This window comes from Pedobacter flavus, from assembly GCF_036324285.1.
In the GTDB taxonomy this organism is placed as follows: domain Bacteria; phylum Bacteroidota; class Bacteroidia; order Sphingobacteriales; family Sphingobacteriaceae; genus Pedobacter; species Pedobacter flavus.
Map to the genome: position 1 here is coordinate 1,227,628 of NZ_JAZDQU010000001.1, position 20,011 is coordinate 1,247,638.

The 20,011-nt window shown below is 31.6% G+C and carries 17 protein-coding genes; 10 read left to right on the forward strand and 7 right to left on the reverse strand.

Translation table 11 applies throughout. The features are described 5' to 3' along the window. Positions 1-147: 147 nt before the first annotated feature. From lpxK to VRU49_RS05745, 3 genes are read left to right on the forward strand one after another with little or no spacing between them, the layout of a single operon-like run. Positions 148-1,179: a tetraacyldisaccharide 4'-kinase gene (gene lpxK / locus VRU49_RS05735; RefSeq protein ID WP_330145826.1), complete on the forward strand. Its 1,032-nt coding sequence runs from the start codon at positions 148-150 to the stop codon at positions 1,177-1,179. Further along, entirely contained in the window at positions 1,163-1,975 is an 813-nt protein-coding gene (locus VRU49_RS05740; protein WP_330145827.1) for a purine-nucleoside phosphorylase, read from the forward strand. The genes lpxK and VRU49_RS05740 overlap by 17 nt, the downstream gene beginning before the upstream one ends. After that, positions 1,975-3,984: a putative porin gene (locus VRU49_RS05745; RefSeq protein WP_330145828.1), complete on the forward strand. Its 2,010-nt coding sequence runs from the start codon at positions 1,975-1,977 to the stop codon at positions 3,982-3,984. Before VRU49_RS05740 ends, VRU49_RS05745 begins: the two co-directional genes overlap by 1 nt. 50 nt (positions 3,985-4,034) lie before the next feature. Here VRU49_RS05745 and VRU49_RS05750 read toward each other — a convergent pair whose 3' ends face one another. Continuing rightward, a complete protein-coding gene (locus VRU49_RS05750; RefSeq protein ID WP_330145829.1) occupies positions 4,035-4,715 on the reverse strand; it encodes a porin family protein in 681 nt (226 codons plus the stop codon). Positions 4,716-5,230: 515 nt separating this feature from the next. Here VRU49_RS05750 and VRU49_RS05755 point away from each other — a divergent pair. Then, the gene (locus VRU49_RS05755; RefSeq protein ID WP_330145830.1) at positions 5,231-5,692 is read left to right on the forward strand and encodes a peptidylprolyl isomerase; all 462 of its coding nucleotides are present in this window, start codon (positions 5,231-5,233) and stop codon (positions 5,690-5,692) included. A gap of 24 nt (positions 5,693-5,716) precedes the next feature. Next, positions 5,717-6,256 carry a DUF5606 family protein gene (locus tag VRU49_RS05760; RefSeq protein ID WP_330145831.1) on the forward strand — a complete coding sequence of 180 codons (540 nt, stop codon included), beginning with the start codon at positions 5,717-5,719 and terminating at the stop codon, positions 6,254-6,256. Between the two features lie 218 nt (positions 6,257-6,474). Here the strand turns inward: VRU49_RS05760 and rlmH are convergent, their stop codons facing one another. Continuing rightward, positions 6,475-6,948 carry a 23S rRNA (pseudouridine(1915)-N(3))-methyltransferase RlmH gene (gene rlmH, locus VRU49_RS05765; RefSeq protein WP_330145832.1) on the reverse strand — a complete coding sequence of 158 codons (474 nt, stop codon included), beginning with the start codon at positions 6,946-6,948 and terminating at the stop codon, positions 6,475-6,477. 34 nt (positions 6,949-6,982) lie between these two features. Here rlmH and VRU49_RS05770 point away from each other — a divergent pair, with 34 nt between their 5' ends. Further along, positions 6,983-8,791 (forward strand): MutS-related protein, encoded by a 1,809-nt coding sequence (locus VRU49_RS05770; protein WP_330145833.1) that lies wholly within the window; start codon positions 6,983-6,985, stop codon positions 8,789-8,791. A gap of 86 nt (positions 8,792-8,877) precedes the next feature. Here VRU49_RS05770 and VRU49_RS05775 read toward each other — a convergent pair whose 3' ends face one another. The 3 genes from VRU49_RS05775 to VRU49_RS05785 form a co-directional block, all read right to left on the reverse strand. Then, entirely contained in the window at positions 8,878-9,498 is a 621-nt protein-coding gene (locus VRU49_RS05775) for a LytR/AlgR family response regulator transcription factor (RefSeq protein ID WP_330145834.1), read from the reverse strand. Between the two features lie 518 nt (positions 9,499-10,016). Beyond that, positions 10,017-12,287: an aconitate hydratase gene (locus VRU49_RS05780; RefSeq protein WP_330145835.1), complete on the reverse strand. Its 2,271-nt coding sequence runs from the start codon at positions 12,285-12,287 to the stop codon at positions 10,017-10,019. 108 nt (positions 12,288-12,395) lie between these two features. After that, positions 12,396-13,016 carry a polysaccharide deacetylase family protein gene (locus VRU49_RS05785; RefSeq protein WP_330145836.1) on the reverse strand — a complete coding sequence of 207 codons (621 nt, stop codon included), beginning with the start codon at positions 13,014-13,016 and terminating at the stop codon, positions 12,396-12,398. 75 nt (positions 13,017-13,091) lie between these two features. Between VRU49_RS05785 and VRU49_RS05790 the strand changes: the two genes are divergently transcribed. The 4 genes from VRU49_RS05790 to VRU49_RS05805 all read left to right on the forward strand — a co-directional run bounded on the left by VRU49_RS05790 (position 13,092) and on the right by VRU49_RS05805 (position 17,307). Continuing rightward, positions 13,092-14,480: a TolC family protein gene (locus tag VRU49_RS05790; protein ID WP_330145837.1), complete on the forward strand. Its 1,389-nt coding sequence runs from the start codon at positions 13,092-13,094 to the stop codon at positions 14,478-14,480. A gap of 27 nt (positions 14,481-14,507) precedes the next feature. Continuing rightward, positions 14,508-15,830 carry an efflux RND transporter periplasmic adaptor subunit gene (locus tag VRU49_RS05795; protein ID WP_330145838.1) on the forward strand — a complete coding sequence of 441 codons (1,323 nt, stop codon included), beginning with the start codon at positions 14,508-14,510 and terminating at the stop codon, positions 15,828-15,830. 81 nt (positions 15,831-15,911) lie between these two features. Continuing rightward, a complete protein-coding gene (locus VRU49_RS05800; RefSeq protein ID WP_330145839.1) occupies positions 15,912-16,907 on the forward strand; it encodes an NAD(P)H-dependent glycerol-3-phosphate dehydrogenase in 996 nt (331 codons plus the stop codon). 64 nt (positions 16,908-16,971) lie between these two features. After that, a complete protein-coding gene (locus tag VRU49_RS05805) occupies positions 16,972-17,307 on the forward strand; it encodes a hypothetical protein (protein ID WP_330145840.1) in 336 nt (111 codons plus the stop codon). Between the two features lie 80 nt (positions 17,308-17,387). On the opposite strand, the gene VRU49_RS05810 is transcribed toward VRU49_RS05805, so the two are convergent. Together VRU49_RS05810 and VRU49_RS05815 are read right to left on the reverse strand one after the other, a co-directional pair. Then, on the reverse strand, positions 17,388-19,268 hold the full coding sequence (locus VRU49_RS05810; RefSeq protein WP_330145841.1) for a DEAD/DEAH box helicase: 1,881 nt from the start codon (positions 19,266-19,268) through the stop codon (positions 17,388-17,390). A gap of 249 nt (positions 19,269-19,517) precedes the next feature. After that, positions 19,518-19,976, reverse strand: coding sequence for a DUF4293 domain-containing protein (locus VRU49_RS05815; RefSeq protein WP_330145842.1), 459 nt, complete (start codon positions 19,974-19,976; stop codon positions 19,518-19,520). Positions 19,977-20,011: the final 35 nt, after the last annotated feature.

The following is a 20,011-nucleotide window of genomic DNA, read 5'->3' on the forward strand; positions in this document are numbered from 1 at the left end:
TTTTAGCTTACAAAGATAAGATATTGCCTTGTACTACTGCATATTTATTGTCATTTAATTGTTTAACAGTGATTTGATTTTCTAATTTTTGGATAGCAATTAATAGATTTTTCTAAACACTGAACTATATTCTTTATTTTTGATGAAATGATTCAAGTTTTAAGATATTTATTATTTCCGTTAACAATTATTTACGCTATCATAACATGGTTTAGAAATAAATTGTATGATTTTAATATCCTAAGTTCAAAAAAGTTTGATCTCCCAATTATTTGTGTCGGTAATTTAATGGTTGGAGGTACCGGAAAAACACCTTTTACGGAATATTTAGTTCAATTGTTCTCTTCAAAAAAGGTGGCGATTTTGAGTCGTGGATATGGTAGAAAAACAAAGGGTTTTATTCTCGCAACTAATAATTCTAATGCAGAGCAAATAGGCGATGAACCGATGCAGTATTTTACAAAGTTTAAAGCTGTAACTGTAGCCGTTTGCGAAGATAGGGTTGTAGGTATAGATCATTTAAAAAAAGATCACGATTTAATAATCTTAGATGATGCTTTTCAACATCGCGCTGTTAATGCCGGATTAAAAATTGTCTTATTTGATTTTCAAAGTTTACTGAAACCACAGTTCCCTTTTCCAACAGGTAATATGAGAGAAAATTGGTCGGGCTATAAAAGAGCTGACCTAATCGTTATCACTAAAATTCCAGAAAATACTTCGCAAGAAATAACAAATAAGTTGATTCAAAAATTTCCAGGAAAAGATGTGTTTCTTAGTAAATTGACTTATGGGAATTTATATCACCACCAAAGCGGTGAAACCTTAAGTTTAGATCATGTTAAACCGAACGTTATATTATTATCTGGAATTGCCAAACCAGAATCATTAGTAAATTATTTAAGTCAAAATTCTAACTTAATAAAACATTTTGATTACCCTGATCATTATGAATTTAAAGAAAATGATTTCAATGAAATTTATCAATTTTATGAAAGTATAAATAAGGAAAATGTAATTGTTGTAACTACAGAAAAAGACTTACAAAGGATTAAATCCTCAAAATTCAGTGAAATACTAATACATTTGCCAATATACTTTTTGCCCATTTCAATTGAATTTTTAAAAGATCAGGAAGTTTTCAACCAAAAAGTAATAAAATATGTCGAAAATACTTAACGAAACAATAGAATATATCAATAAAAGAATTGATGGTTTTAAGCCTGAACTGGGCATTATACTAGGCACGGGTTTAGGTGGCCTAGTTAATGAGATAGAGGTAGCTCATCAGTTAATGTATTCTAATATTCCAAATTTTCCAATTTCTACTTTAGAGTTTCATTCTGGGAAACTTATTTTTGGAAAATTGGGGGGTAAAAGAATTGTAGCGATGCAAGGCCGTTTGCATTATTATGAAGGATATTCAATGCAGCAAATTACTTTCCCGGTAAAGGTGATGAAGGCATTGGGCATTCAACATTTATTTGTTTCTAATGCTGCGGGATCTTTAAATCCAGCATTTAAAAAAGGTAGTTTAATGATTATTAATGATCATATAAACTTACAACATGATAATCCACTAAGAGGTATAAACGATGAATCAGGACCTCGTTTTCCTGATATGAGTGAGCCTTATAGTAAATCACTAATTAAAATGGCTGTTGAAATTGCTGCTCAAGAGCAAATAAGCTGTCATGAAGGGGTGTATGTTGCTGTTGTTGGCCCTAGTTTAGAAACTAAATCGGAATATAATTATTTGAGAATAATAGGAGGTGATGCTGTTGGTATGAGTACAGTTCCAGAAGTTATAGTTGCAAATTATTTATCGCTTCCAGTTTTTGCAATTTCTGTTTTAACTGATGAGGGATTCCCAGATGTATTAAAACCAGTTAGTATTGAAGAAATTATTGAAGTAGCAAATAGAGCAGAACCATCTATGACCAAAATTTTAAGCGCATTAATTCAAAAATTATAATGTTTCGTAAATTAATATATATCACAATTATTGGTTTATGCACTTCTTTTGCTGCTTTTGGTCAGGATTTAAGAACTAACATTAATGAAAACAAAGCGTTAGATTCTTTAAGAAAGCTTGAGGCAAATAAGAAGGATTCGGTTGTTTTTAACTCAAAATATATCCGTTTTACTACCATTAACTTAAGCAAGGATAATATTCAAACGTTTAGTTTAGATACCAGTTTAACTAATTTTCAGAATTATAATTTATTACATCAACCTAGGCGACCAACCAGTGGATTGGGTAATTTGGGTTTAGCAGCTCGCTCTTTATTATTCGAAAACAACAAAAATATTGGATTTCAATCGGGATATAATTCCTTAGAATGGTATACGCTTAATCACACGGATTTACTGTTTTATAAAGCGAGAACTCCATTTAGTAGTTTGTATTATGTAAGTGGAGGTGAAGCAGAGCAGATTTTTAAGATTATACTTAGTCAGAATATAAATAAAAACTGGAATTTTGGTTTTAATTATAATAGGATTGGAGCAAATGGAACTTACGATAAACAGCGCGGTGACGATTTAGGCGCCTCAGTTTTTTCATGGTACCAAAGTCCAAATAAACGATATAACTTATTTGCCAGTGCAGTATTTAATACCCTAAAAGCTGCAGAGAATGGATCGTTAAAAAATGATACTATTTTTGATGGCAATAGTTTAGTAATTGATAGGAAGGCAGAGGTGGTGAACCTTAGAACAGCAAAGCAATTATGGCGTAAAAATTCTATTTCTTTAAGGAATACTTATTTTATTGGTAGAATAGATAGTTCTAAAAATGTGAACTCTAATACGGTCTTACCTACAAATTCAATAAATTTTAATGTAGTTTACACCAAGCATGCTTATTCGTTTAGTAAGGATGAATTGGATGATTTTTCTGTATTACCCATCAGTGTTTCAGATTTGGGTTTTAATCCAGATCTGCAGGGATATACAAAAGACACGACCACTATAAATCATTTAAGTAATGAATTTTTATATGGTTTTTATCTGAGGCCAAGTAAAAGTGGTTCTTTAAAAAATGAGATTAAAATTAATGCTGGTATTAAATACGATCTATACCAGTATCAACAAGCTTCTAAGTTTAGAGATAATTCTGATATATTTTTAAAAGAATTTAACTTTCAAAACATCTCTGTTTTAGGAAGTTTAGGTTATAAGTTTAGTAATAAGGTCGATTTAAATTTGAATTTAAATCAAGTTGTTCAAGGGAGAGATTTCGGGAATTTTCTTTATGAAGCCAATAGTAATGTATTTATAAATGATAAAATCGGCGCGTTAAAATTGAGCGCTTACTTTCAAAATAAATCTCCAGAATATCTCTTCACAAGTTTTTATGGAAACCATAGAAGATGGAGACAAGATTTTGAAAAATCGAAAGTATTAAATTTAAATGCCGCTTACGAGAACCTTAAATACGGTGTAGACTTGTCGGCTTCTTATTATTTGTTAAGTAAGTATTTATATTATGGGACAAATTTAAGTGGACAAGTTTTGCCGATGCAGCATAAAGACGACATTGGTATTTTAAGACTTTCTGCAGGTAAGAAAATTAAATTCGGGAAGTTCAAATCAGAACATTTTGGTGTCTATCAAGAAATAGATAATGAAACAATAATTAGATCTCCAAAATTATATTTATACAATAGTTTAGCGTTTAATCAAACCTTTTTTAAAGTATTAAACACAGAAATTGGGGTTGATGTAAGATATAATTCTTCTTATTATGCTCAATCTTATGCGCCTGATATAAGTCAGTTTTATAACGGTCAATTAATAAAATTTGGAACTAAACCAATTTTAGGAGCTTGGGTAAAAGCAAGTTTAAGGAGAGCAAATTTATTTGTTAAATACGATTACTTAGACCAAGGTTTATTTAATCTAGGTTATTATACTACAAATTATTATCCAATGGGAGATAGGTTGTTGAAATTTGGAATTCAATGGAATTTTTATGATTAAAAAAAATGGAGGTTAATTTTAACCTCCATTTTTTTTAAAGTTTATTTAACTTAAAAAGAATAACCAATTGAAAAGCCTAACACTCTGTTCACGGCTTTAAAATCATTTTGTCTATTATCTTTTGGAACTAAATTGCTTAATCCTAATCCGTAATTAGCTCCTATTAAAAAGCCATTAGATAATCTATAACCTAATCCAAAGTTAGCACCAAAATCAATAGACGACATATCATCATTGGTTGAGTTACCAAAACTTAAATCTCTACTGCTTTCTCCAACTGTTCCTCCGGTGGTAATTTTGGTTTTTTCTTTTCCGTCAATATTAAAACCTATATATGGTCCAGCGCTAACTTGTAAAGCACCATCTCCACCTGTAGGGATTCTCAAAACTGCATTTACAGGTACTTCAACAGCCATAACATTTAAAGTTCTGGTTCCAGTTCCTAACGTTCCAAAATTTCCTTCTATTTTAGTGCCCTTATTCTGTAAGGAAACACCTGGTTGGATAAAGAAATTTTGTCCCACACCAAAATCACCAAATAGTGATACATTAAAACCTACATTGTCTTTGGTATTATCATTAATACTAGTTGTATTTGCTCCCGAATAATTTAACCGAGATAAATTCACGCCAGCTTTAAAACCAACTCTTCCTGTGCTTCCAGTTGTACTTTGTGCAAATGCTCCAACTGAAAATAAAATCATGGCACTTCCTAAAATTAACTTTTTCATAATATTTCTATTTTTCTATTTTAAAAATCCGATTTTTCGGTTTGTTAAAGTCTACAATCCAAATTGTATGCCATTTTCAGGTTTTTGGATGAATAAAATAAATAAAAATTAAATATTTTTCATGTAATTATTTGAAAATCAAACGATTTATATTGTTAATTGGAGAGGTGTAATTAACGCTGTATTTTCAATAGTAAAATTTGAAACTGTTAATCATCACTATGTTTTTTAATGATTTTATATCAAAAAGAGATCAGAAAAAATTAAGTGATAAAGATATAATACAACATTAACAATTAAATTAAAAGCGCATTCATAGTTTGTGATAGAAACATGGGCTTAAAAATTCTTGTTATTCTTATCTCGCTCCATTATGAAAAATATCGTAACTGTAATTAACTAAGGCTCAAGAAGACAAGAAAAATACATTTTAGATAGTTTTGACATATCCCTGCATTAATTATGTTTAAAAATCCTCTTAATTTTTGTATTTTCGAAGTTCAAAAAATCAGAATATGAGTAAAGCAATTATACAAACTGAAAAAGGTGATTTTAAAGTAGAATTCTATGATAATGATGCACCAAAAACTGTAGAGAATTTTAAGAAACTGGCAGCAGAAGGATTTTATGATGGTGTTACATTCCACAGAGTAATTCCTAATTTCGTTATCCAAGGAGGTTGTCCAAATTCAAAAAACAGTGAAACTGCACATTTAGCTGGAACAGGTGGTCCGGGTTATAAAATAGATTGTGAATTAGACGGTGACAGCCAATATCATGATAGAGGTGTATTATCTATGGCTCATGCAGGTAGAAATACAGGAGGTTCACAGTTTTTCATTTGCCATAGTAGAGAAAATACAGCTCATTTAGATAGAAATCATACTTGCTTCGGAAAGGTGATTGAAAACGTTGATTTAGTTGATGAAATTAGAGCGGGAGATAAAATCTTAACCATTAAATTAATTGAAGACTAATAAATAGTCTATAATATTTATAATATGAATTTACGAGGCATAGTTGCTATTTCTGGAAGACCAGGATTATTTAAATTAATTGGTCAAAATAAAGTTGGATATATCTTAGAGAGTTTAGACGCTCAAAAACTTAAGGTTGTCGCAAATATTACCAATACAAAATTGGCTTCTTTAGAAGATATCACGGTTTATGGTGAAGATAAAGAAATTCGTTTAGCAGAAGTTTTTGAAAATATAAAAAACGCTAAAAGTTCAATTCCTGATGCAAAAGCTGATGGAACAACATTAAGAAATTTCTTTAGAGAGGTTGCTCCAGAGCATGATGAAGAAAAAGTTTATGGTTCAGATATGAAGAAAATTATTACTTGGTATCTAATCTTAAAAGATTTGCCTTTGTTTAATGAAGCAGAGCCAGCAACTGAAGAAGCTGAAGGAGCAAAGATTGAGGAAAAAATAGTAGAAAAAAAGCCTAAGGCTACAACTAAGCCCGTAAATGCAAAAGCTACAGCAAAATCTTCAGCTCCTGCAAAAAAAGCTAATATGACCAGCAAAAAAGGAGTTTAATTTTAGCTGATATAAAAACTTAGAGCGACTTTTCTTAAAAGGAAAGTCGCTTTTTTTAATCAAAAAAGTAAATAATTAAGGCTCCAATAGCAATTCCTATTACCCAACCTACCCACTGGTAATTGTTAGATTTACTTTTAAATTGATATTGGTTTTTAAATTTATCGAATAGCATAAGCTTTTATAGTTAGATGATGAAGTAAGCAAATTTCCATAAATTATGCATGATGATATGGTTCGTTTCGCAAAATTGTAAATGCTCTATACAATTGCTCAACAAAAAATAATCGCACCATTTGATGAGAAAAAGTCATTTTAGATAATGATAATTTATCATTACATCTATTGTAAACAGCATCAGAAAAACCGTAAGGACCACCAATTACGTACACTAAATGCTGAACGCTGGCATTCATATATTTATTTAATTGTTCAGAAAAACCTATAGAAGATAAATTTTTACCTTCTTCATCTAGTAAAATTACCGTATCTAAATTTTGAATGTGTTTTAAAATAGAAATACCTTCCTTTTCTTTCTGTTGAACTTGAGATAGGTTTTTAACGTTTTTAATGTCAGGTATTATTACGATTTGAAATGATATATAATGTTTTAGGCGTTTAAAATATTTTTCTATACCTTCAATTAAATATTTTTCCTCTGTTTTGCCAACGGCAATTAGGGTGATCTTCATCGTAATAAAAAGTTCTATTTTTTAATCAAATATAATGTTAAAATCCAAAGACGATATCATAAAGAATTATAATGATAGAAAGTTAAAGATTCTTGCAAAAATAAAATCATTAAAAGTTAACATCAACAAGCATTCATTTTATAGGGTTTTAATGTTCTTGCTGTTAATATTTTGTTTTGTGAAAATGGTGAGTGTTAATGAAACGCTCTGGCAATATATTTATGGGTTTTCTATGATTATCCCAATAGTTGTTTTTATGCTAATTGTTAAAAATCAAAGTAAAATTGAAAGAGCTTTAGTATTTAATAAAAACTATTTATGGGTGATCGAAAATGAAATTTTAGCGTTGATTCAACATCAGAATAATTATTCAGATGGTTCTATTTTCGAAGATGATGCTCATCCTTACACATCAGATTTAGACGTATTTGGTCGGAATTCTATTTATCATAAAATAAATAGGTGTAACACATATACAGGGATGAATGAATTAGCAGCATGGTTTATTGACCCTGGTGAAATACACGATATTTTAAATAGGCAAGAAGCAATAAAAGAAGGTAAGGAAAAAATCGATGCTTCCTTTACTTTTAGAGCATTTTTAAAAGCTCAAAAAGTAGGATTTTTAGAAAGTATTTTAGCTAAAATTGAAAACGAATTAGCTGAAGAAATTAAGTTTACTCAAAAAAAATGGATGAAAATATATGTTTCATTTATGCCGTTTTTGATGTTGGCTTTATTCTTTTTATCATTTATAGGTGAAAGTTGGGGGTGGGGTAGTTTTATAATTATTGCAATTGTTAATCTCACCATTGTGTATTCATTTTCCCGGAATGTAAATTTAATTCACAAGGGATTTTCTGGATTAGGAAATAATCTCCAGGACTGTGCAGACGCTATATTTTGGGATGAGGAGCAAAATTGGAAATCTGAAATGCTAAAGATTAATTCTAATGACAATCAGTTTAAGAATGTAAGTCAAGAAATTCAGGAATTAGCCACCATTATCGATCAATTTGATGCTCGCATGAATATGATTGTTAATGTTTTTTTAAATGCATTAATGGTTTGGGATTTAAGATGTTCTGTTAAGCTTGAAAATTGGTATAAAAAATCATCTCATACTATTGTTGTAGGTTTAAAACGAATACCAAAATTAGAATCTATTTTATCTATAAGTACCTTACATTATAACTATCCAAATTGGAATTTTCCTTCATTTATTAATGAAAATGAGCTGGTTGCTGTTGATTTAGCTCATCCATTAATTCCTGAAGAATCAGTTATTAGTAATGATTATAATTTGAAAATTCCGCGTGTTGATATTATAACAGGTTCTAATATGTCGGGTAAGAGTACCTTTTTACGATCAATTGGATTAAATATAATTTTGGCTTATACGGGTTCACCAGTTTCTGCAAGTAATTTTGTGTTACCTAAACTAAATATTGTGTCTTATATGCGCATAAAAGATTCATTAGAAACTAAAACCTCAACATTTAAAGCTGAATTAATACGTTTAAAGATGATTTTAGAGCATGTTACACAAGATAGAAATACATTAGTTCTAATTGATGAGATGTTGAGAGGAACTAATAGTCATGATAAATTTGAAGGATCTAAGGCATTTATTTTAAAGATGATAAATTTGGGTGTTCCTACTTTATTTGCTACGCATGATTTACAACTTTCGGCCTTAGAGAAGGAATATTTAGGAAAGGTAAAAAACTTTCATTTCGATATTTATATTGACGAAAATGAGATGAAATTCGATTATAAACTTAAGGAAGGGCCTTGCAATGTTTTCAATGCAGCAGTTTTATTAAAAGAGATAGGATTATAATCTTAATTAACTAAAATTAATGCTACCATGCTGAAAATTTTTGCAAATAAATTGTTGAATTTTTGATGAAAATGATCAAAATTAATCTAGGAAATAGCGTTTGTGTAAATGTTTTCTGAATAATTATAGGAAACAGGTATGGTAATATTTCTGATGATTACACTTTTATTACTGAATTTATCTATTTTGTTCTTGTTCACTATATAAGCTCTATGAATTTGTACGAAGCCATTTTCACCAAGTTCCTCGGCTACTTTTTTTATTGTAGAACGAGTTTTGTAGATTTTTTCATCTGTATGATATAAAAGATAATTTCCATCAGATTCAATGTAGTTTATATCTTCTACTGAAAGTGAAATGTTATAAGTGCCATCTTTCACCAAAATTTTTGGGGTCTCTAATTTACCTGAATGTCGAATAGCAATCTCTATTGATGCAATTAAATCACTTTTTTTAGGTGGTTTTGTTAAATAGGAATAGGGTGCAGTAGAAATGGCTTGACTTATAATTTCGGCATTTTCAAAAGCGGTTAGGTAAATAAATGGAATAGCATATTTATCCTTAATTTGTTGTCCTAATGTAATTCCATTTTGTTCATTTTCTCCAAGATTTATATCAAGAATAGCAAGGTCAACATTTTCATTATTCAGAATTTCTAAAGCTTCTTTGGCATTTTTAGCTTCTAAGACATTATAACTACTTTCCATTAATATTTTTTTTCGAAAGTCTTCTATTCAGAAAATCATCTTCTACTAATAATATTGTCTTCATTTTCTTTTTCTAATAAGTTTTAGTTGTAAAAAAAGCTTATTATTTAAATATACTATTACCTTACTTAAATGCCGTTTAGATTTTATTTATTAAAATCTCATTTAATAGAGAGACTAAATTAATTAGAAGTGTTTCTTAAATAAAAATAATGGGATAGAATGCTTATTTCAGGGATAGAAATTAAAAGCGCAATAAATTATTACTCAGCTGGGCTAATTTAATTTCTTGACACAATTAATTATTTAAATTTAACGTAAAGCTCGAAGTTTATGTCATTCTTAGCTTCTGTTATTCCATCTAATTGGTCTATTAATCCTTTGATGATTTCTTGACCTAAACCTTTTCCATTTACTTTATTAAAGTCAGAGAAGTGATAACTCTAAAAAGATTGAAGGCACAAAAAAGCCCATTCTGAAATTTCAGAATGGGCTAATTATTTTAGTGAAGCCTTGCCTTAATTTTTAGCAGCTTCTCTTCTAATGATGTTTAATGCACCACCAGCTTTAAACCACTCAATTTGTTGAGCATTATAACTATGGTTAACTTTAATTGATTCTGAAGAACCATCAGCATGATTTAACACCAATGTTAAAGGAGCATTTGGAGAGAATTCTGTTAATCCGATAATGTCAATAACATCATCTTCAAGAATTTTATTGTAATCTTCTTTATTATCAAATGTTAAAGCCAACATACCTTGTTTTTTAAGGTTTGTTTCGTGGATACGAGCAAATGATTTCACCAATACTGCTCTAACGCCTAAGTGACGTGGCTCCATCGCAGCATGTTCTCTAGAAGAACCTTCACCGTAATTTTCGTCACCTACAACGATTGATCCAATACCTTCTGCTTTATAATCACGTTGAGTAGCAGGAACAGGGCCATACTCGCCAGTTAATTGATTTTTAACAGAGTCTGTTTTATCATTGAAATAATTTACAGCACCTATAAGCATATTGTTAGAAATATTATCAAGGTGACCTCTAAATTTAAGCCATGGTCCAGCCATAGAAATATGGTCGGTTGTACATTTACCTTTAGCTTTTATTAATAATTTTAATCCTTTTAGATCTGTTCCTTCCCAAGGTTTAAATGGATCTAATAATTGTAATCTATGAGAAGTTGGCGATACAATAACTTGAACATTAGAGCCATCTTTAGCTGGTTCTTGGTATCCAGCATCTTCAACTGCAAAACCTTTTGTTGGTAATTCGTCGCCAGAAGGTGCATCTAGCATTACTTCTTCACCTTTATCATTAATTAATTTATCAGTTAAAGGATTAAAGTTTAAATCGCCAGCAATCGCTAAAGCGGTTACTAACTCTGGAGAAGCTACAAATGCAAAAGTATTAGGGTTACCATCAGCGCGTTTAGCAAAGTTTCTGTTAAACGAGTGAACGATTGTGTTTTTCTCTTGTTTTTCTGCACCAACTCTATCCCACATACCAATACATGGTCCGCAAGCATTAGTGAATAAAGTAGCACCTATATCTTCAAATACATTTAAATATCCATCTCTTTCAATAGTATATCTAATTTGCTCTGAACCAGGATTAATACAATATTCTGCTTTGGTTACTAAACCTTTTTCTTTTACTTGTTTTGCAATACTTACTGCTCTAGAAATATCTTCGTAAGAACTATTGGTACAAGAACCAATTAAACCTACTTCAATTTTTGTTGGCCATCCATTTGCTGCAGCAGCTTCTTTCATTTGAGAAATTGGTGTAGCTAAATCAGGGGTAAATGGACCGTTTAAATAAGGTTCTAACTCATCTAAGTTTATTTCAATTACTTGATCGAAATAAGTTTCCGGGTTATTATAAACTTCTGGATCTCCAGTTAAGTGTTCTTTAATGCCATTAGCTAAATCAGCAACTTCTGCTCTGTTGGTTGCGCGTAAATATCTTTCCATACTTTCATCATATCCGAAAGTAGAAGTAGTAGCACCTATTTCAGCACCCATATTACAGATAGTACCTTTACCTGTACAGCTCATGCTTCTTGCGCCTTCACCAAAGTATTCTACTATTGCTCCAGTACCACCTTTTACAGTTAATATACCTGCAACCTTTAGAATTACATCTTTAGGGGAAGTCCAACCGTTTAATTTTCCAGTTAATTTTACGCCAATTAATTTAGGGAATTTAAGTTCCCATGGTAATCCAGCCATAACATCGCATGCATCTGCACCACCTACACCTATAGCAACCATGCCTAGTCCGCCTGCATTTACTGTATGACTATCTGTACCAATCATCATTCCGCCAGGGAATGCATAATTTTCTAAAACTACTTGGTGAATAATACCTGCCCCTGGTTTCCAAAAACCAATACCATATTTATTAGAAACTGAAGAAAGAAATTCGAAAACTTCTGCGCTTTCAGTTTTAGCATGCGGTAAATCTACTGCTGCACCATCTTTTGCTGTAATAAGGTGGTCGCAATGAACCGTAGAAGGAACTGCTACTTTTGGTCTTCCTGCTTGCATAAATTGCAATAAAGCCATCTGAGCAGTTGCATCTTGCATCGCAACGCGATCTGGTGCAAAGTCAACATAATCTGTACCACGTTTATATGCAGTTGTAGGGTTACCATCCCATAAATGGGCGTAAAGTATTTTTTCGGATAAAGTAAGTGGACGTCCAACTATATTTCTGGCTGCGTCTACTTTTGTGCTGAAGTTTGCATAAACTTCCTTGATCATTTCTATATCAAATGCCATCGAGAGAGACTTTATTGGTGAATAATTCTTAAATGCGAATTTACAAAAAAAAATGCCCATAGGCACTACCTTATTTCTATAAATTAAATAAATAAAATGTAAACTTAATTAAAGACTTTTAAAATTATATCCTAATGCTTTAAAATGTTGCAAAAATAGGGGTAGGGTATATTTTAAATTGTTAAATGCTTTTAAACTATCGTGAAATACAACGATTGATCCATTTTCTGTATGCTTAATCACGTTGTTTAAACATTGTTCTGGATGAGTGTTTTGGTCATAATCCCCACTTAAAACATCCCACATTATAATTTTAAAATCCTTCCCAAATGTTTTTTTTAAAGACCTAATTTGAGCATATTTTATTCTACCAAAGGGAGGTCTAAATAATTTTGTTTGAGTTAGTTCTTCACATTTTATAGTGTTTTCTAAATAGGTAGGGGTATCCGTTTTCCAGCCTTTTAAGTGATTAAAGGTGTGATTTCCTATAGAATGACCGTTTGCTTTTATGGCTTTAAAAATATTTGGATGTTTAATAATATTATCTCCAATACAAAAGAAAGTTGCCTTTGCATTAAATTTTTCTAAAGTTTTTAATACAAATTCTGTAACATCAGGTATAGGTCCATCGTCAAAGGTTAAATAAATGTTTTTCTCTGCCCGAGATTGTTTCCAGATTAAGGATGGATAAAGAAGTTGTAAAACTAATGGTGATTTAACCAAATACATACGTAAAAGTAGCAAATATTAGGTTAATTATCAGCAGATTTGATGAGTTTATTGTATAATTGTAAAATTTAAAATATGAAAAAAAACATCGCCTTCATGAAATTGAACAAGTTTTTTGTAGTTATTCTAGGCGTAATGACAATGGGTATTGGCGCATCAAATGCACAAGAAGTTATCACTATTCAGCAAGCAGTAGATAGTACTTTAAAAAATAATCTACAAATTAAACAAGCTCAATTATCTGCAAGTTTAACTGAAGAATCTTTATTACAATCTAAAAACAGTTTACTTCCTACTTTAAATGCGAGTACTAGCCCAAGTTTAAACTTTGGTCGTGGTTTAGATCAAAACACATTCCAGGTAGTAAATCAAACTTCGTTTTTCTTAAATGGAAGTGTATCTAGTAACGTTGATTTATTTAATGGACTAACTAAAATTAATACAATTAAACAAAACAAGATTTTATTAGAAGCAGATCAGACTAACATAAATAAAATCAAGAACGATTTAATTTTACAAGTTGTAACGTCTTATTTGCAAGTTCTTTTCAATACAGATTTATTACGTGCTTCTCAAGAACAATTGGCGGTGGCTAATCAGACATTAAAAAGAGAGCAAGAGTTAATTAATGTAGGAGATAAAACTTTGGCAGATTTATCGCAGGCAAAGGCTCAAATGGCTACAGCAGAATTAAATGTTACCAATGCGCAAAATGCTTTAGAGATTTCATATATCAGTTTGGCGCAATTAATGGAGCGTCAACCAACAAATAAATTTGTAGTTCAAGCACCAGTTTACAACGATATGGTTGGTGTTGATACCAAAGTAGATCCTAATGAAGTATATAGTAGTGCATTAAAAACATTTCCAGACATAGCATTATTTAATTTAAGAACTAAAGCTGCGGAGAAAGCAATTTCTATTGCTCGTGGATCATACCTTCCAAGTATTGGTATGGGAGGTAGTTTATCTTCTTCATATTCATATCAGTTTGGTTATGATGCAGTAAACCCAGTTACAGGTCAGCCTTTAAAACAATCTTCTTTTTCTCAGCAATTTAGCGATAGATTTGGTCAAGGTTTAGGATTAAGTATTAGGATTCCAATCTTTAATGGATATAACGCAAGATCTGGTGTTCGTCAAGCAAAAATTAGATATCAAAATGCTCAATTAAGTGAGCAACTAAATAAGAATAATCTTCAAAAAATTATCTTTCAAGCGAGTGCTGATTTAAAAGCTGCAGAAAGCAGATATACAAGCAACACCAATACTTATTTAGCTACCAAAGATGCATTTTTTGTAATCGAACAACGTTATAATGTTGGGTTAGTGAATTCTTTAGATTATAGCACAGCAAGAACAAATATGAATAAAGCTGAAACAGATATGATTCAGGCTAAATACGATTTAATTTTTAGGGCTAAAGTAATTGATTATTACTTAGGCAAACAAATAACTTTTTAAATAAACATACAAGCATAAAATTATACTATGAAACTTAAGCACATTCTAATCGGATTAGGCGTACTGGTTGTTTTACTTGTTGCAGCAAATGCAATGGGTTTAATTGGAGGGAAGGAAATTCAACAAGTTACTGTTGATAAAGCCACTACAAGAGATATTGTAGAAACGGTTACCGCAAGTGGAAAAATACAACCTGCAACAGAAGTAAAATTAAGTTCTGAAGTTTCGGGTGAGGTAGTTGAATTATTGGTAAGAGAAGGTGATGTTGTAAAGAAAGGTCAATTACTTTGTAGAGTTCGTCCTGATGTTTTAAAATCAGGTTATGATAGAGCTACCGCTTCTTATAGTGCTCAAAAAGCTGGTGTTGCTTCTGCGGAACAACAATTAGAGCAAGCTAAAGGTAATATGGCAAATGCCGAAGTTACTTTTAAGAGAAACAAAGAATTATTTAATAAAAAGGTAATTTCTGCAGCAGAATTTGATGCTGCAAATATTGCGTACTTAACAGCGAAAACAAGTTTAGAGACAGCTAAACAAAGTTTAATTGCAGCTAAATTTAACTTAGCTCAAACAGGAGCAAATGTTCAAGAAGCTGGTGCTAATTTAGCAAAAGCTACTATCTATGCGCCGGTTGATGGTGTAGTTTCTAAATTATCTATTGAATTAGGAGATAGAATTTTAGGTACAGCACAAATGGCAGGTACAGAAATTATGCGTATTTCTAATTTAACCAACATGGAAGTAAATGTTGACGTAAATGAGAACGATATTAATCGTGTTAAAATTGGAGATAAAGCAACAATTGAGGTTGATGCATTTGCTGATGAGAAATTTGATGGTGTTGTAACCGAAATTGCAAGTTCTTCTACAGCTGTAGGTGCTGCAACAAACTCGGTAGATCAAGTAACTAATTTTACTGTAAAGGTTAGAATTATAGTTTCAGAAAATAATAAATATAATTTCCGTCCCGGATTATCAGCTACAGTTGATGTTCAAAGCAGTACTGAAAAAGGAATTTCAATTCCAATCCAAGCTGTATTTATTGACTCTAAAAAAGTAGAGGATAAAGATAATAAAGCTAATGCTGAGCAAGATGCTGAAAAGCAAAAAGCAAGGTTAAACGATAAGAAAATTAAGCAATTTGTATATTTATTTAATAAAGGAACCCTTAAGAAAGTTGAAGTAACTACCGGAATTCAAGATGATCAGTTTATAATTGTGAAATCAGGAATTAAAGAAGGTGAAGAAATTGTAACTGGTCCTTATTCTGCATTCCAAAATAAACTTAAAGATGGCTTAGTGGTAGAGAAAATCGCTGCAAAAGACAATAAAAAGGAAGAGAAAAATTAATTATAAAATATAAGAAAAAGCCCCATATGTGTACAACGTATGGGGCTTTTTCGTATGTTTAAAGTTTTTAGAATAATAAAAATGTCAATAGTAGCAATGATCGGTGGTGGAAGTTGGGCTACCGCAATAATAAAAATGCTTTCTGATAATGTTGCAGAGAAGCAAATTAAATGGTGGATGCGCAGTAGTTCGGCGATAGACCATATTCAAAAATTTGGAAACAATCCTACTTATTTAAGTTCTGTTGAATTGGATATTCCTGCAGAGAATATTTCTAATGATATAAATAAGGTGGTAGAAGATGCTGATTTTATCATATTAAATGTCCCTGCTGCATTTTTAAAAGATGCGCTTAAAGATTTAAAACCTGGGGCATTGCAAGGAAAGAAAGTGGTTAGTGCTATAAAGGGAATAGTGCCAGATGAAAATTTAATAATTGGTGAATTTTTAAATCAATTTTTTCAAGTTAACTTAGAGGATATCTTGGTTATAAGTGGACCTTGTCATGCAGAGGAAGTGGCTTTAGAAAAGTTATCCTACCTTACAATAGCTTCTGCAAAGTCGGAGAATGCGGTTCTATTTGCTTCTTTATTAAATACTAGATATATCATGACTAATATTTCTGATGATATATTTGGGACGGAATATGCTGCGGTATTAAAGAATATATATGCAGTTGCTAGTGGAATTTGTCATGGTGTTGGTTATGGCGATAATTTTCAGGCGGTTTTAATATCTAATGCTATTCGCGAGATTAAGTTATTTGTTGATGCTGTTCATCCCATTGAGCGAGATATAAAGGAGTCAGCCTATTTAGGCGATTTATTGGTTACTGCATATTCTCAATTTAGTAGAAATAGAACTTTTGGAAATATGATCGGAAAGGGATATACCGTTAAATCGGCACAGCTTGAAATGAATATGATTGCAGAAGGATATTATGCGGTAAAATGTATGCATGAAATCAATAAAAAGTATAATGTTGCTATGCCAATTTGCAGAGCGGTTTATAATGTTTTATATGAAAAGAAATCACCTTCAAAAGAAATGGCTTTGCTTACTAAATTTTTAAGTTAATCTTAAACAAAAAATTCTTGTGGGTGTTATTAAAAAAAATCTGAAAATATTAACTCTTATAGTTATGAAAAATAAAATTTCAATAATACTACTTGCGATTGTATGGTTTGCCTTGTCGCCTGCAATAACTAATGCTCAAGAAAAGAAAACTGAGGTAGGAAAGGTTTTAAAGAAAACTGGGAATGCAGTAGAAAAGGGGGCGAAGGCAGTAGGAGATAAATCTGCCGAAGTAGCCGTTAAAGGTGCATCAAAGGTTGCCGACCAAACCTACAAGGGTAAAATGGCGCCTGATGGATCTAATGTTTATATTGATGGGAAGAACAATAAATATTATATAGATAAGAAGGGTGCAAAGATATATTTGAAGGCCAGTCAAATTCGCGACAGACCTAAATCTTAACTGCTTTTAAAAAATGTTATCAATAAAAAGGCCGTCCAGAAATTATTCTGGACGGCCTTTTCTATATTATAAAATAGAAGTTAGTCTCTTCTTCTACGTTCGCCACCTTCTCTTCTTGGTGTAGAGCGTTCTTCTCTTGATCTTCCAGAAAAATCTCTAAATCCACCTGAAGAACCATTTCCACCTTCTCTTCTTCTGTCGCCACCGCCACCGCTTCTTCTTTCGCCACTATTTCTTCTTTCGCCACTATTTCTGCGTTCGCTGTTGCCGCCACTTCTTCTACTTCCGTAACCACCTTCTCTACGGCCTCCATCACGGCGACCACCTTCACGTTTGTTACTTTCGGCTTCACCACTTTTTTCGATGCGAACATTACGTCCGTTAAATTCTATTGCCTTAAAATTATTAAACAAAGTATCTACAACTTCATTTTCAACATCAAAGAATGAATAAACACCTTTCAAGTCGATTTTACCTATATTTTTACCGCTTATTTTTCCGTTGTTACATACAAAAGATAATAAATCACCTCTTGTAAAATCATCAACAGAACCAAGATTTATAAACATTCTTGTGTAATCAGCTCTAAAGCCAGGTCTATTTAAACCTTCGCCTCTATCACTACGTTCGTCTGCAGCTGCATTTAAATCAGGCGCATTTTTGTAATAATCTAAGAATCTATTGAATTCTAGTGAAGCAAAACGTTTAATAACATCCTCTTTTGAAAGATCTTTGAAATCTTCCATAATTCTTGGGATATATTGTTCTATTTGTTTTTCGTTAACCTCTACATTATGTACTTTATTAATTAGAGCAAATAGTTGTTTTTCGCAAACATCAAATCCAGTAGGAAGATCGGCTTTGGTAAACTTTTTACCAATAATTTTTTCGATCTGACGAATTTTGCCTATTTCTTTAGTGTTAACAATACAGATAGAAATTCCAGTTTTTCCGGCACGACCTGTACGTCCACTTCTGTGCGTATAACTTTCAATTTCGTCAGGAAGAGAGTAATTAATAACGTGTGTTACATTGTTTACGTCTATACCTCTTGCTGCAACATCTGTAGCGATTAACAATTGCATGCTACGTTCTCTAAACCTTTTCATAACTTTATCACGTTGTTGTTGTGATAAATCGCCATGTAGGGCATCCGCATTATATCCGTCTCTGATTAAATGGTCGGCAACATCTTGAGTATCCATCTTGGTTTTGCAGAAAACAACTGCAAAAATATCTGGATTAAAATCTACGATACGCTTTAAAGCTGCGTATTTATCGCGGGCTTTCACCGTATAGTATTCGTGTTCAATATTAACATTACCTGTATTCTTAGTTCCCATTGTTAATTCGATTGGAGAATCCATGTAATTTTTTGCTATGCGACGTACCTCAGGAGGCATAGTTGCAGAGAATAACCAGGTTTTTTTATCATCTGGTGTAGTAGAAAGGATATCGTTGATGTCTTCTTGAAAGCCCATGTTGAGCATTTCATCAGCTTCATCTAATACGACATACTTTACGTTTGAAAAATCGATCGCTTTACGACCAATAATGTCCAGCATTCTTCCTGGGGTAGCAACAACGATCTGAACGCCAGATCTAATTTCACGCAATTGTTGCATGATGTTTGCACCTCCATATACTGCTACGACGCTTGCGCCGGAAATGTTTTTAGAGAAATTCCTGATGTCGCTTGCGATTTGCATACAAAGCTCACGCGTTGGGCAAAGAATTAATGCCTGCGGTTTATTGCTTTTGAAATCTAATAATTCTAACAGTGGTAAGCCAAATGCGGCTGTTTTTCCTGTTCCTGTTTGGGCCAAACCAACGAAATCGTTAAAGCCTTCAAGTAAAACAGGAATAGACTGTTCCTGGATAGGAGTGGGTGATTCAAACCCTAAATCCTTTACGGCATTAACAACATCATCACTTATCCCCAATAACTTAAATGGGTTCATGTAATAATTTTAAATAAGGTGCAAAGGTACGGATTTTATTTGGTATTTTATTGATTATTAAGGAAATGAGAAATAATAATCTCAAATCATAAAATTTATTTCAAAAAAGATCATCTGAAATCCTGTAATAGAGGATATTAAGTAGTTTGGTAAAATTTATAATTTTTTCAAACATATCCTTAATACTAATATTCTTCTTTAGTTTGAATATTAGTATCAAATCATGAACTCATAAAATTAAATCTAATCTTACCTTAACCTATCTGCAGATTTAATTAGTTTTTCATCGTTATTAATTCCTCTGATTGCTAACATAGAAAAAATTATTGCTGCCATTGGAATGTACAAACCCGTACTAAATGTAGAGTTGTCTATACCACCTGGTATCTCAGTTACATATCTACTGGTAATAAAAGAATAAACCAACATTAATATAATTCCAATTGAAATACCTCTTTTTTGAACTTTTCTGTTTTTATAATTAAAAATACTTACAAAGAAAATTAAGGAAACCAGAATAGTAAGTACAATTAGCGGAATAAAGGTGTCTAATTTCTGACTCACCCCGTTTGTTATACTATATAGTCCATTTGCCGTAATTTCGTAATGAGTAGTGCCTTCATCAGCTACCACAATAGGAACAAAAAGTAAACCTAAAACAGTTAACCCAGCTAAAAATAACCACACACTTTGTATTCTTTGTATCATAATTCTTATTTGTTTGCAAACAAAGATATTAAAAA

Excerpts from the sequence above, each read along its gene's own strand:
- lpxK (WP_330145826.1), top strand. The coding sequence starts at position 148 with ATGATTCAAGTTTTAAGATATTTATTATTTCCGTTAACAATTATTTAC.
- VRU49_RS05740 (WP_330145827.1), top strand. The coding sequence starts at position 1,163 with ATGTCGAAAATACTTAACGAAACAATAGAATATATCAATAAAAGAATT.
- VRU49_RS05745 (WP_330145828.1), top strand. The coding sequence starts at position 1,975 with ATGTTTCGTAAATTAATATATATCACAATTATTGGTTTATGCACTTCT.
- VRU49_RS05750 (WP_330145829.1), bottom strand. The coding sequence starts at position 4,715 with ATGAAAAAGTTAATTTTAGGAAGTGCCATGATTTTATTTTCAGTTGGA.
- VRU49_RS05755 (WP_330145830.1), top strand. The coding sequence starts at position 5,231 with ATGAGTAAAGCAATTATACAAACTGAAAAAGGTGATTTTAAAGTAGAA.
- VRU49_RS05760 (WP_330145831.1), top strand. The coding sequence starts at position 5,717 with ATGAATTTACGAGGCATAGTTGCTATTTCTGGAAGACCAGGATTATTT.
- rlmH (WP_330145832.1), bottom strand. The coding sequence starts at position 6,948 with ATGAAGATCACCCTAATTGCCGTTGGCAAAACAGAGGAAAAATATTTA.
- VRU49_RS05770 (WP_330145833.1), top strand. The coding sequence starts at position 6,983 with ATGTTAAAATCCAAAGACGATATCATAAAGAATTATAATGATAGAAAG.
- VRU49_RS05775 (WP_330145834.1), bottom strand. The coding sequence starts at position 9,498 with ATGGAAAGTAGTTATAATGTCTTAGAAGCTAAAAATGCCAAAGAAGCT.
- VRU49_RS05780 (WP_330145835.1), bottom strand. The coding sequence starts at position 12,287 with ATGGCATTTGATATAGAAATGATCAAGGAAGTTTATGCAAACTTCAGC.
- VRU49_RS05785 (WP_330145836.1), bottom strand. The coding sequence starts at position 13,016 with ATGTATTTGGTTAAATCACCATTAGTTTTACAACTTCTTTATCCATCC.
- VRU49_RS05790 (WP_330145837.1), top strand. The coding sequence starts at position 13,092 with ATGAAAAAAAACATCGCCTTCATGAAATTGAACAAGTTTTTTGTAGTT.
- VRU49_RS05795 (WP_330145838.1), top strand. The coding sequence starts at position 14,508 with ATGAAACTTAAGCACATTCTAATCGGATTAGGCGTACTGGTTGTTTTA.
- VRU49_RS05800 (WP_330145839.1), top strand. The coding sequence starts at position 15,912 with ATGTCAATAGTAGCAATGATCGGTGGTGGAAGTTGGGCTACCGCAATA.
- VRU49_RS05805 (WP_330145840.1), top strand. The coding sequence starts at position 16,972 with ATGAAAAATAAAATTTCAATAATACTACTTGCGATTGTATGGTTTGCC.
- VRU49_RS05810 (WP_330145841.1), bottom strand. The coding sequence starts at position 19,268 with ATGAACCCATTTAAGTTATTGGGGATAAGTGATGATGTTGTTAATGCC.
- VRU49_RS05815 (WP_330145842.1), bottom strand. The coding sequence starts at position 19,976 with ATGATACAAAGAATACAAAGTGTGTGGTTATTTTTAGCTGGGTTAACT.